At 71.2% G+C, this 12,354-nt stretch carries 12 protein-coding genes; 6 read left to right on the top strand and 6 right to left on the bottom strand.

From position 1 onward, the window contains the following. Window positions 1–175 precede the first annotated feature (175 nt). From AB0J09_RS38710 to AB0J09_RS38700, 3 genes are all read left to right on the top strand, one after another. The gene (locus AB0J09_RS38710; protein WP_360702272.1) at window positions 176–901 is read left to right on the top strand and encodes a response regulator; all 726 of its coding nucleotides are present in this window, start codon (window positions 176–178) and stop codon (window positions 899–901) included. A gap of 95 nt (window positions 902–996) precedes the next feature. Then, window positions 997–1,884 (top strand): TauD/TfdA family dioxygenase, encoded by an 888-nt coding sequence (locus AB0J09_RS38705; protein ID WP_360702269.1) that lies wholly within the window; start codon window positions 997–999, stop codon window positions 1,882–1,884. Between the two features lie 246 nt (window positions 1,885–2,130). Then, window positions 2,131–3,198, top strand: a complete 1,068-nt coding sequence (locus AB0J09_RS38700; RefSeq protein WP_360702266.1) for a C45 family peptidase — start codon at window positions 2,131–2,133, stop codon at window positions 3,196–3,198. Here the strand turns inward: AB0J09_RS38700 and AB0J09_RS38695 are convergent, their stop codons facing one another. After that, window positions 3,199–4,362, bottom strand: a complete 1,164-nt coding sequence (locus tag AB0J09_RS38695; protein ID WP_360702263.1) for an acyl-CoA dehydrogenase family protein — start codon at window positions 4,360–4,362, stop codon at window positions 3,199–3,201. It abuts the gene before it with no gap. A 166-nt stretch (window positions 4,363–4,528) separates the two neighbouring features. Between AB0J09_RS38695 and AB0J09_RS38690 the strand changes: the two genes are divergently transcribed. Then, entirely contained in the window at window positions 4,529–5,653 is a 1,125-nt protein-coding gene (locus AB0J09_RS38690; RefSeq protein ID WP_360702260.1) for a CoA transferase, read from the top strand. Then, complete coding sequence (locus AB0J09_RS38685) at window positions 5,650–6,318, top strand: GntR family transcriptional regulator (protein ID WP_360702258.1); 669 nt, start codon at window positions 5,650–5,652, stop codon at window positions 6,316–6,318. The genes AB0J09_RS38690 and AB0J09_RS38685 overlap by 4 nt, the downstream gene beginning before the upstream one ends. On the opposite strand, the gene AB0J09_RS38680 is transcribed toward AB0J09_RS38685, so the two are convergent. From AB0J09_RS38680 to AB0J09_RS38660, 5 genes are all read right to left on the bottom strand, one after another. After that, window positions 6,313–7,623, bottom strand: coding sequence for a hypothetical protein (locus tag AB0J09_RS38680; protein ID WP_360702255.1), 1,311 nt, complete (start codon window positions 7,621–7,623; stop codon window positions 6,313–6,315). The genes AB0J09_RS38685 and AB0J09_RS38680 overlap by 6 nt on opposite strands. Before the next feature lie 50 nt (window positions 7,624–7,673). Further along, entirely contained in the window at window positions 7,674–8,474 is an 801-nt protein-coding gene (locus AB0J09_RS38675; protein WP_360702252.1) for an alpha/beta hydrolase, read from the bottom strand. Between the two features lie 118 nt (window positions 8,475–8,592). Then, on the bottom strand, window positions 8,593–9,807 hold the full coding sequence (locus AB0J09_RS38670; protein ID WP_360702249.1) for an amidohydrolase family protein: 1,215 nt from the start codon (window positions 9,805–9,807) through the stop codon (window positions 8,593–8,595). Then, on the bottom strand, window positions 9,804–10,232 hold the full coding sequence (locus tag AB0J09_RS38665) for a GAF domain-containing protein (RefSeq protein ID WP_360702246.1): 429 nt from the start codon (window positions 10,230–10,232) through the stop codon (window positions 9,804–9,806). The genes AB0J09_RS38670 and AB0J09_RS38665 overlap by 4 nt, the downstream gene beginning before the upstream one ends. After that, window positions 10,229–11,602, bottom strand: coding sequence for an MFS transporter (locus tag AB0J09_RS38660; protein ID WP_360702244.1), 1,374 nt, complete (start codon window positions 11,600–11,602; stop codon window positions 10,229–10,231). Before AB0J09_RS38660 ends, AB0J09_RS38665 begins: the two co-directional genes overlap by 4 nt. Window positions 11,603–11,746: 144 nt before the next feature. Between AB0J09_RS38660 and AB0J09_RS38655 the strand changes: the two genes are divergently transcribed. Then, a partial coding sequence (locus tag AB0J09_RS38655) for an RpiR family transcriptional regulator (RefSeq protein WP_360702241.1) occupies window positions 11,747–12,354 on the top strand: 608 nt, incomplete at its 3' end.

Here is a 12,354-nt window from a genome sequence, read left to right as displayed (position 1 = left end):
CGTCTGGGTGGGGATGTGTGGGTCACCCGCTTTGGCCTGCGCCCTGGTGGGGTGGGGGGGGGCGCGCGCCGGACCGGAGGGGGCCGGCGCGCGAACCCGTAACGCACCCGCTCGATCAGACGACGGAACTGGGGACGGAGCGGATCGGCGGGGCGACGGGAATGGGGCGGACCGGATGGGACGGGAGACGGAGCGGGGGGCGGGCGGGAGCGGCGACGGGCGGGTGACGGTCGCCTTGGTGGAGGACCATCAGGTGGTGGTGGACGGCGTCAGGTTGTGGTTCGGCGGGCCGAGCCCGGTGGAGCTGGTCGCTCAGGGGCCCACCATCGAGTCGGTCCATGGCGTGGCGGCCGACGTGCTCCTGCTGGACCTCAACCTCAACGGCACCATGGTCGTGGACCGGGTCGCCGAGCTGTGCGCGAGCGGCCAGCGGGTCATCGTCTTCTCGGAGCACGAGGAGCCGGAGACGGTGCGGGCGGTGCTGGACGCGGGCGCCTCGGCCTTCATCGGCAAGGGGCGGGCCACGCGCGAGTCCTGCCTGGAGACCATCCTGGAGGTGGCGGCCGACCGGCCGACCGTCACCCTGCCCATGGCTCAGGCGATCGCCACGGACGAGGGCCCGCACCGGCCGCAGCTGTCGGACAAGGAGCGTGCGGCGCTGCTGTTCTGGTTCCAGTCGATGTCGAAGGCGTCGGTGGCGGCCAGGATGGGCATCAAGGAGCGCACCGTACGCCAGTACATCGACCGGGCGAGGGTCAAGTACGCCGCCGCGGGCCGCCCTGCGCCGACCAAGGAGAAGCTCCTCATCTGCGCCATCCAGGACGGTCTGGTCCAGCCGGACGAGGTGACGGTGTACACGTCGCGGGCCGCCGGCACTTCTCACTCCTTCCGCTCTGGGTGAAGACGTTGTGCCGTGGGCGATGAGGTGCTGCCGCCGCCAGGGGAGAAGGGCATGGTGAGTCGAGACGAACGGCTCACGGAGAGGCGGTGGCACGCATGGCGGTCACGGAGGTTCTGGGACCGGGGGAGTGGCTGGGTGCGGAGCTCCGCGACGGCGACGCCTGGCGGATCCCGCTGACGGAGGCGCACAAGCGAGAGGTGCTCGCGGCCGTCCACGGGGACCTTGAGGGCTTCCCGTTGCCGACGCTCGCCCCGATCCTCCACCGGGTCCGCGACGAGCTCATGGACGGCCGCGGCTTCGTCCTGATCCAGGGGGTGCCCGTCGAGGAGATGACGGAGCAGCAGTGCGAGACGGCCGCGCTCGGCCTCGCCGGCCACGTCGGCGCCATCGTCCCGCAAGGCCCCGGCGCACAGCCGCTCATGCACGTCCGTGACACGGGCGCCGACCCGTCCCGCGCGAAGAGCTACCAGCACAGCGGCCGTCTCGGCTTCCACAGCGACCCCATGGATGTGGTGGCCCTCCTGTGCGTGCGCCCGGCGAGATCCGGCGGCCTCAGCGCGATCGTCAGCTCGGTGGCGGTGCACAACGAGCTCGTCCGCACCCGCCCCGACCTGGCGGCGCTCCTCTACCAGCCGTGGTGGCACGACCGCCGCACCGGCGACGGCCCGGACAGCTTCTACACCAAGCCGATCTGCGTGGTCCGTCCCGGTGGAGGGTTGTCCGTCGCGTACGGCCCCGACTACCTGCGCTCGGCCCAGCGCGGCGCCACCGTCCCGCCGTTCACACCGGCGCAGGAGGAGACCATGGCACTCCTCGACCAACTGACCAACGACGCTCGCTTCACGCTCACCATGGATCTGCGGGCGGGCGACATGCAGTTCCTCAACAACCACGTCGTCCTGCACAGCCGCACCGCCTACGAGGACCACCCGGAGCCGCGCCGCCGCCGCCATCTCCTCCGGCTCTGGCTCACCACGACCTGAGGAGGAGGTCAGCGCCGTGGACGGTCGAGCGGCCCTGGAGTCGCTCCGCTCGCCCTCCTGGGAGCCGACACCAGCGTGAAGGGAGAGGTTCGCCGGGTTGCCACCTGGGGTAGTGGCCTTTTGTATGCATGTGCATATCGAGAAACATGTTCAAGCTGAGCCAGGACATCGACGCCGAACGGTACGCGCGCGTCCGCGCCTCGTTCGCCACCGAGACCCCCGGCTCGCCGACCTGATGGATGGTTCATGACTTTTCCCACCTTCACGTCGACACAAATCGATTCCCGCGCGCGTGGCAAGGAGCTCGGCACGCACCGGCGCAAGGCGATCATCGCCAACCTCGCCGGCTACTCGGACCTGTTCCACGTGGCGGGCGCCACCGCGGCGCAGGTCCGCGCGTGGGGCAAGCAGGCGCTGGAGCGCAGCGCCGACTGGGCGCCGCACCTGGCGGAGGAGATCGCCGGGATCGCGGCAGGCGCCGGTCTGGAGCCCTGGCAGGTCGCCGTCGTCAACGCGCGCACCGAGATCCTGGCCGCCATCGACGCGACCGGCGAGGGGGAGTGCTCCACCTCCGTCGTGCTCCCGGGCAATGACCTGCCGCCGCGTACGGTGCAGACCTGGGACTGGCACGACCACCTGCGCGACGCGCCCATGCTCTGGGAGCTGGAGCCGAGTCCCGGGCATGTCGTGCGGACGTTCACCGAGGCCGGGGCGCTGGCCAAGATCGGGGTGAACACGGCGGGGCTGGGCATCCACTTCAACATCCTGCGCCACGAGTGCGACACCGCCGAGCTCGGCGTGCCCGTGCACCTGATCGCCCGCAGGATCCTGGACGACGCCACCACGGTCGAGGAGGCCGCCGACATCGCGCGCTCCGCCACGGTCTCGGCATCCACCGTCATCACGGCCGTGACCTCGTCGGACGCGGCCTCGATCGAGATCTCCCCGGCCGGCGTCGCCGTCATCCCGCCGCAGCCGGGCGGCGTGCTGCAGCACTGCAACCACTTCCTCGACCCCGACCTGGCGGTGGGGGAGCGGCACGCCACCGACCGGCCCAGCACGTACGCCAGGCTCCAGCACCTGCAGGCCAACACCGAGAGCCTGAAGAGCGACGACCACACCACCCGGGCGCTGGCCATGCTCAGTCACGGCCCCGACGACGCGCCCGTCTGCGCCCACCCGGACCAGACGCAGCCGATCAACCAGCGGTGGGAGACCGTCGCCACGATCGCGCTGGACCTGCCCGCGGGGCGCCTGCGGGTGCACCAGGGTGGGCCGTGCCAGGTCACCGAGGCGACCTGGCAGACGTTCTGATCAGTGGAAAGCGCTGATCCCGGTGAGCGCCTTGCCCAGGACCAGGGAGTGGATCTCGGACGTGCCCTCGTAGGTCAGCACCGACTCGAGGTTCACGGCGTGCCTGATCACCGGATACTCCAGGGTGATGCCGCTCGCGCCGAGCAGCGTGCGGCACTTCCTGGCGATCTCCAGGGCCTCGCGTACGTTGTTCAGCTTGCCGGCGCTCACCTGCTCGGGGGTGATCGTGCCCGCCTCCTTCAGCCTGCCGAGGTGCACGGCCAGCAGGAGCCCCTTGCCCAGCTCCAGCGCCATGTCGGCGAGCTTCTCCTGGGTGAGCTGGAAGGACGCCAGCGGCCTGGCGAACACCTCCCGGTCGCCCGCGTACGCGATGGCCGTCTCCAGGCAGTCGAGCGCCGCCCCCATCGCCCCGAACACGATCCCGAACCGCGCCTCGTTCAGGCAGCCGAGCGGCCCGGACAGGCCCCTGGCGTCCGGCAGCATGGCCTCGTCCGGCAGGCGCACGCCCTCGAGCACCAGCTCGCTCGTCACGCTCGCACGCAGCGAGATCTTGTGCTTGACGTCGTTCGCGGTGAAGCCGGGCGTGCCCGCCGGGACCAGGAAGCCCCTGATCCCCTCGTCCGTCCTCGCCCAGACCACCGCCACATCCGAGACCGAGCCGTTGGTGATCCACATCTTGGTGCCGTTCAGCACCCAGTCGCCGCCCTCGCGCTTGGCCGTGGTCCGCATGCCCGCCGGGTCGGAGCCGAAGTCCGGCTCGGTCAGGCCGAAGCAGCCGATGCGCTTGCCGGCCGCCATCGCGGGCAGCCACTCCTGTTTCTGCTCTTCGCTGCCGTACTTCCAGATGGCGTACATCGCGAGGGACCCCTGCACCGACACCAGGCTGCGCAGCCCGGAGTCCGCCGCCTCCAGCTCCAGGCAGGCCAGCCCGTACGAGACCGCGCCCATGCCGGCGCAGCCGTATCCGTCGAGGTGCATGCCGAGCACGCCGACCGAGCCGAGCGTGCGGGCCAGCTCGCGCGCCGGCAGCTCCCCGGCCTCGAACCAGGCGGCGACGTGCGGGCGGATCTCCCGGTCGCACACGCGCCTGACCGTGTTCCTGATCTCCCGCTCCTCGTCGGTCAGCAGCGTGTCTATGGCGAACAGCGCGGTCGGGGCGACCATCCGGACTCCTTCTGTATTTTGGATCCAATATTGAAAATCCAATATGGCATAGTTAGGCTGCGTTGACCATGGACGTTCTGAATCTCATCGGCGGTCGCTGGGTCTTCGGGCCCAAGGAGCAGGGGTTCTTCACCCGCACGATGACCGTTTACCTCGGGGCGCCGGCGTGAATGGGGCGCTGGAGGGGCTCTTGGTGGCGGACTTCAGCAGGGTGCTGGCGGGGCCGTACGCCACGATGCTGCTGGCCGACCTGGGGGCCGAGGTGATCAAGGTGGAACGGCCCGGCGCCGGGGACGACACTCGGGCCTGGGGACCGCCCTACGCGGCCGACGGTGAGGCGACGTACTTCCTCGGCGTCAACCGCAACAAGCGGTCGATCGCGCTGGACCTGCGGGCCGACGTGGAGGTGGCGCGGGCCCTGGCGGCCCGGGCGGACGTGCTCGTGGAGAACTTCCGGCCCGGGACGATGGAGCGGCTGGGGCTCGGCTACTCCTCGTTGCGCGAGCTCAACCCCCGGCTGGTGTACTGCTCGATCACCGGGTTCGGGTCGGGGCCCGGAGCCGGGCTGCCCGGGTACGACCTGATCGCGCAGGCGGTCGGCGGGCTGATGAGCGTCACCGGGGAGCCGGACGGGCCCGGGACGAAGGCGGGCGTGGCGCTGGTGGACGTGATCACCGGCCTGCACGCCGCGCTGGGCATCCTGGCCGCGCTCCGCCACCGCGACCGCACCGGCGAGGGGCAGCGCATCGAGGTCTCGCTGCTCTCCTCCCTTCTCTCGGCGCTCACCAACCACGCCTCGGCCTATGCCGCCGCCGGGGTGGTGCCCCGGGCGATGGGCAACCGGCATCCCAGCATCGTCCCGTACGAGGTCTTCGAGGCCGCCGACCGCCCGATCGTGATCGCGGCGGGCAACGACCGGCAGTTCCAGGCCCTCTGCAAGGCGCTGAACCGCCCGGACCTCGCGGAGGACGCCCGCTACGCCACCAACGCGGACCGGGTCGCCGCCAGGGACGAGCTCGTCGCGGAGCTCAACACAGCGCTGGCCGCCCGCACGGCCGATGAGTGGTTCGAGGCGCTCACCGCCGCCGGGGTGCCCTGCGGCCCGATCAACGACCTGGCGGCAGCCTTCGCCCTGGCCGAGGAGCTCGGCCTGGAGCCCTCCGTACAGCTCGACGGCGTCGGCCAGGTCGCCAACCCCTTGCGGCTCAGCGCCACGCCGCCCTCCTACCGCCGCCCGCCGCCCCAGCTCGGGCAGGACGAGGCGTGGGTTCGTGAGATATTGGGCCAGTGAGTTCGGACGAGGCACGACGCAGGCCGCCGACGGCCCAGCAGTTCGTGCTGGCCGAGCTGCGCCGCGCCATCACCACCGGGCGCCTCCGCCCCGGCACACCCATCCGGCAGGACGCGCTGGCCGAGGAGCTCCAGGTGAGCCGCGTCCCGCTGCGCGAGGCGCTCAAGACACTCGAAGGCGAGGGCCTGGTCACCTACAGGGCCCACAAGGGCTACTGCGTCGCCACGCTCTCACTCGACGACCTGCGCGAGGTCTACCGCATCCGCGAGCTGCTGGAGGAGGAGGCCGTCCGCCTCGCCGTCGCCCGCCTCACGGACGCCGACCTCGACCGGCTGGAGTCGGCCCAGGAGGAGGTCGAGCGGGCCGCCGCGGCAGGCGACGTGCCGGCCATGGCGACGGCCAACCGGCTGTTCCACATGACGCTGTTCGACCGCGCGGGCATGCCTCGCCTGGCCCGCCTGATCAGGACCCTCTGGGACACGACGGACGCCTACCGCTCGATGTACTACGGCGACGCGGGCAACAGGGAGCGGGTCGTCAAGGAGCACCGCGCCACCCTCGACGCCCTCCGCCGCCGCGCCGCCGACGAGGCCGTGACGACGCTCAACGTCCACCGCGATCACGCGGTCACCGAGCTGGAATCCCTGCTCGCCCCTCCCTCATGAACGGGCGCAGTGGTCGCGGCAGCCGCCGAACCGGCCGGCGTCGGGCTTGACGAACGCCGTCTCCGGGATGTCGGTCAGGGCCGCCTCCATCGAGGACTTCCAGATGGGGCCGGGGACCGACATGCCGTACACGTCCTGGTAGTGGCGGCCGCCGAGGGTGACGTCCGACAGCCGGTGCTGCTGCGGGTCGCGGGGATCGCCGAGGGCGACGGCGGAGGCCAGGTCGGGGGTGTAGCCGGCGTACCAGGCGGCGGTGAAGGAGTCGACGGTGCCCTCCATGCCCGCCGCGTCCCGGCCGAGGCCCTTGAGAGGGCTTCCGCTCAGCGCCTCCGACAGCACCCCGTTCACCGCGTCGGCGACCGGCGGCTCCAGCACCTCCTGGCACTGCGCGGCGAAGGAACGAAGGAACGCCCCGTCACGCACCTCGGTGACCAGCCTGGGCTCGCAGTGCTTGCCCCGGGCGGCGAGGGTCGCGTACGAGTTGGCGACCGAGACCGGGTCCACCTCGTTGATGCCCAGCGGGAACGCCTCGAATTCTCGTATCGGCATCCCGTCGCCCCGGTTCAGCCCGAGGCGCTTGGCCGCCTGCACGCTCTCGCACAGGCCGGCCTGCTCCGTCAGCTTCATGAAGAACGTGTTCTCGGCGGCCGAGGTGCCCGAGCGCAGCGTCGTGAACTCGCCGTGATCACGCTTCGGGTTGGTGATGGTGTGCGTCGGGTCGCCGATATTCTCGCCCTTGCAGTTCTTGAACGCCGAGTAGCGCGGCGCCCGGTACCCGTCGGCGTACGGGAAACCGTCGTCGTAGCGCATGCCGCCTTCCAGCGCCGCGGTCAGCGTGTACACCATCGCGGTGGTGCCCTGCTGGAAGGCGGGCACCTTGACGGGGACCTGACTGGTGGCCATGGCCCTGATCTCGCCGGTGCCCGGGACGATCATGACCTGGGCGGCGAGCGGCTTGTCGTCGCGGCCGACGTACCGGTCGATGGCCTGCTGGGCGGCCTGCTGCATGCGCGGGTCGATCGTCGTCCTGATGGTCAGGCCGCCGCGGGCGAGCAGCTGTTCGCCGAGCTCGCTCTTCACCCGCATGCACACGTATGGGTACCGGCGGGGCGTGCAGTCGCCGGTGAGCTCTTCGATGACCGTGCCTTGGGCGTCCACCAGCACGTTCGGGCGGATCACCGTGGCGGCGACCGCCAGGTGGTCGCGCGGTGGCACGCCGCCGTCGCCGTCCCGCAGCAGCAGGAAGCCCGCGACCAGCAGCGCCCCCGCGCCGAGGACGCTCACGCCGACGTGTAATCGCTTCATGCGGTCACCTCGAAGATCAACGGAATGGCAGGCTGCCCATTATGACCGTTCTACTGGCGGCCGAGCCGCTCGGCCAGCCTGACCACGGCGGCAACGACGTCGGGGCCGGTCAGCATGGCCAGGTCGTTGTGGCCCGCCCCGGCGACCTCGACGGTCGTGACCTGGCCGCCCGCCGCCTGGGCTACCGCTCTGCTGAGGTACGGGGGCACGATCGTGTCCCGCGTGCCGTACACGACCACGACCGGTGCCCGAATCTTCGCGATGCTCTCCGCGACCGGGAAACGGTCCCGCAGCAGCGGCCCGACCGGCAGGAACAGGTAGTTCGCCCGCCCGGCGGCGGCCAGGTCGGTGAACGGGGAGCGCAGCACGAGGCCGTCGGGCAGGCGCTCCAGGGCGAGCCTCGTGACGACGGCCGCGCCCAGGCTCTCGCCGAAGTAGATGACCCGGGAGCCCGTGATGAGCTCGCGGGCGGCCAGGGCGTCGCGGTATAGCCCCTCCTCCGTCGGCGTGCCCGGATTGCCGCCGTAGCCGCGGTAGTCCATCAGGAGGACCGCCAGCCCGTGTTCCGAGAGGGCGCGGGCCAGCGGGGCGCGGTCCCGCCTGTTACCCGCGTTCCCACCGGCGATCAGGACGGTCACGTCGCGGGTGCCGGGCACGTACCAGGCGCCGAGCCGGAGCCCGTCGGAGGTCGTGAACGAGACGTCGCGCGCGCCCGGGACGACCTCTCCGGCGGGCGGCACCGGGGTCCGGTCGGGGAGGTAGATGAGGTGCCGCTGGAACACCCACAGGAGGGCGAGCAGCAGGAGCAGCACGGCGGCGACCACGAGAGCGGTGCGCGTCAGCGTCGTCACCCTGCCACTATGCAACGTCGCCTGTCTTTGGGGAGCCGTTCTCGGGTGGAGTCTCGGCGCCACCACTTCCCCTAAGGGACCTCAGCCGAAGTACGGCCCGTACTTCGGCTGAGGTCCCTTAGGCGGAGACGACCTTGCCCGCCTGGACGACGTGGCGGATGTGGGTGGGGTCGGCCAGGACGTCGATGTCGGTCAGCGGGTCGCCGTCCAGCACCAGCAGGTCGGCGTGCGCGCCCACGGCCAGCGTGCCGAGCTCGCCCGCCATCCCCACCAGCTCCGCCGCGCCGGCCGTGGCGGCCCGCAGCACGTCGATCGGCTGCTGCACCTCGCGCCGCAGCCGGAACTCGTGGTTCTGGTGCCGGTGCATGCCACCGAGCAGGTCCGTCCCGTACGCCAGCCGCACCCCGCCCCGGGCGGCGCGCTCCAGCGCGGCCAGGCCCGCTTCGAGCACCTCGTCCACCTTGCGCCAGCTCCGCTCGGGCAGCCCGAACGCGGGCCCCTCCTGCTTGAGCGCCCAGTACGTCACCAGCGTCGGCACCAGGAACGCGTCGTGCCGCAGGAACAGCTCGACACTCGTGTCGTCGATCAGGTTCCCGTGCTCGATGGAGCGCACTCCTGCCTCGAGCGCCCGGTTGACGGCCCTGGCGGTGTAGGCGTGGGCGGCGACGTACCGGTTGGCGGCCTTGGCCTCCTCGACGGCCGCGCGCAGCTCGTCCATGGAGTACTGGGTCGAGTCGATGCGGTCGGTGGGGGAGGCCACGCCGCCGGAGGCCATGACCTTGATGTGGTACGCGCCCTTGCGCAGCTCGTCGCGGGCCGCGGCGCGTACCGCGTCGACACCGTCGGCGACGCGGCCGACGCCGGCGCAGCACGGATGGTCGTCGTGCAGGTGCTCGCCGCGGCCGCGGAAGTCGGCGTGGCCGCCGGTCTGGCTCAGCCCTTTGCCGCAGAACAGCAGCCGCGGCCCCCGGATCAGCCCCTCCGCCTGGGCGTCGGCAAGTCCGAAGTCGGCGCCGGACGCGTCGCGGACCGTGGTGAAGCCGCGGTCGAGCATGTCGCCCATGATCCGGGCGCTGTGGGCGGCGACGTACGAGGGGGGCATGGAGCCGAGCGAGCCGAGGTTCGCGGTGGAGGCGGTGACGTGCACATGCGCGTCGATCAGCCCGGGCACCACGTGCGCGCCGGCGGCGTCGATCACCCGCGTGCCCTCCGGCGCTTTCAGCCGGGGCCCCGCCTCGACGACGCGGCCGTCCGCGCAGCGCAGGTCGCCTTCGGCGTACTCGCCGCTCGCCACGTCGAGGACCAGGGCGTTACGCAGCAGCAGGCCGCTCACTTGTCACCTCCACGAAGCGCCGGTACGGCGAGCGGGGCCAGCGATCGGGCCACCGCCACCGAGTCCTCGTCATAGCTGCCCTCGGCGTCGAGGATGTTCAGCACGCCGAGCACCTCCCCTTGATGAACCACCGGGACATTGATGATCGACCCGCAGCCCAGGCTCTCGATCAGCTCGTGGTCGGCGAAGATCTCCCGTACGGCGGCCCGATCCTTGCCGAAGTACGGCTCGCGCCCTTCGATGCACCGCGTCAGCCAGCCCTGGGCGACCTCCACGGTCTTCTCCCCGCCCACGGGGTACTGCTCGGGATGGCTGCTGTGGACGCGGCGCAGCGCGCGCCGTTCCGGCACCCAGGCCAGGACGGTGAACAGCCGCACTCCCACCTCCTGACGCACCTTGTTCTCGAGCTCGGTCAATACGGTCATCGGGTCGCCTCCTTGGCGGGTTCCGTCAGCTCCTCCAGCGATCGCCCGGCCGTGGCCAGGCCGAACACGACCACACACACCACCCCGGCCACGAGCACCGCCGTCGTCAGGCCGAACACTCCGCCGAAGCCGAGGTTCGCCGCCGACAGCCCGATGATCGTCGGAGCCAGGATGCTGCCGACCCGCCCGAACGCGCTCGACAGGCCGGTGCCGGTGGCGCGGATCCAGGTCGGGAAGACCTCGGGGGTGTAGGAGTAGACGCCCGCGTACGTGCCGTTCAGGAAGAACGACAGCACCGCGCCGGCGAGCGTGATCGTGGCGGGTGTGTCCATCTGCGACAGCCAGAACGCGCTGACCGCCGAGCCGGACAGGTAGATCGCGATGGTGTTCTTGCGGTCGAGCCGCTCCGACAGCCAGGCGGCCGAGAAGTAGCCGGGCACCTGCGCCAGATAGATGATGATCGAGAACTCGAAGCTCTTGGTCACCGTGATGCCGCGCTGCACGAGCAGGGTGGGGATCCACGAGAAGAACCCGTAGTACGAGAACGTGATCACGAACCAGACCAGCCAGATGACCGCCGTGCGCCGGGCCATGACCGGGCTCCACAGGAAGCGGAGCGCGCTGAGCAGGTTGACCTTGGTCGTGCTCGTGGCGGGCTCGACCCCGGATTCGGGCACGGGTGGGAGCGGCTCGCCCGTGGCCCGCTCGACGCGGTGTTCGAGGTCCGCGATCACGGCCTCGGCCTCGTCCACGCGGCCGTTCTGCAGCAGGAAGCGCGGCGACTCGGGCAGCGAGCGGCGCCACCACAGCAGCATCACGATCGGCAGCGCGGTGAGCAACTGTGCGATCCGCCAGCCGTCGTCCATCGTCGGCACCACGAAGCGCCCGACCAGCGCGGCCGCCACGAACCCGAACGAGAAGAATCCGGCCAGCGCGCCGACGAACCACCCGCGCCGCTTGGCCGGCACGAACTCCGACAGGAACGGCGCGATGATCGCGCTCTCCGCGCCCGCTCCCGCTCCGGCCAGCACCCTGGCCCCAAGGAACACCTCGTAGTTCGGCGAGAACGCGGCGATCACGGAGAAGACGGCGTAGAAGGCGAGCGCGTACATCATGACCTTCTTGCGGCCGATGCGGTCGCCCAGCAGGCCCGCGACGGTCGCGCCGAAGAGGAAGCCGAACGGGGTCGCGGACCCGATCAGGCCGAGCTCGCCATTGGACAGGCTCCAGGCGTCCTGCGCGCTCGGAAGCAGAAACGCGACGACGGCCGAGTCCATGCCGTCGAAGGTGTAGCCGAGGCCGCCGATGAGAAGGAGTAGGTAGTGGGGTCGGCTCAGCGGAAGCCGATCCAGACGGGCCAACAAGGTCATCGAACACACCTTTCCCCAGGTCGTGGCCCTTCAAGGCATTGCGCAGCAACATATAGTGCGAAATGTCGGAAATGCAATGGTCTTTGCAAGTTTGGATTGTTACGAGCGCGTAGCATGTACCGCCGGGACCCTTGGAGAGGACACGTGACAGAGCACGCCACGGACAGCTTCGAAGACTGGTTGCGTGCCCGCATGCCCTCACGCGGGCTGCGCGGCAAGGCGGCCGCCGTGCTCGAGGTCCTGCTCTCGCAGCCGCGCCGGGCGTCGTTCGGGTCGGCCGGTGAGCTGGCGCAGCTCGCAGGGGTGAACGTGGCGACGGTGACGCGTACGGCTCAGGCGCTCGGGTTCGCGGGGTGGCCGGCGCTCCAGCAGGAGCTTCGTGCCCGGTACCTGTCCTCGCTGAGCGCCGGTCAGGTCGCCGCCGAGCACCGGGGCTCCGGCTCGCCCAGCTCCCGCTCGCTCCGGCGCGACCTGGACAGCCTCGCGCTGCTGAACCGCCGCCTGGACGAGAGGGTGCTGCTGACGATCGTCGAGGCCATCGCCGCGGCCCGCCGTACCGTGATCGTCGCCGACGGCAGCTACGCGGCCGTCGGGCTGGCCTTCGCGCACAACGCCCGCCTGGCGGGCTACCCCGTCGCGGCCGTGACGAACGGTGACGCGGAGCTGGCCAACGCGGTGGCCGCCATCGGGGCGGGGGACGTGCTCGTGGCGATCAGCTTCTGGCGGCTGTACGAGAGTACGGTCCTGGCCGC

It is taken from the genome of Nonomuraea sp. NPDC049784 (assembly GCF_040659615.1).
GTDB lineage: Bacteria > Actinomycetota > Actinomycetes > Streptosporangiales > Streptosporangiaceae > Nonomuraea.
The sequence above is the reverse complement of the archived record's forward strand: the minus strand, read 5'-3'. Positions and strand labels throughout refer to the sequence as shown.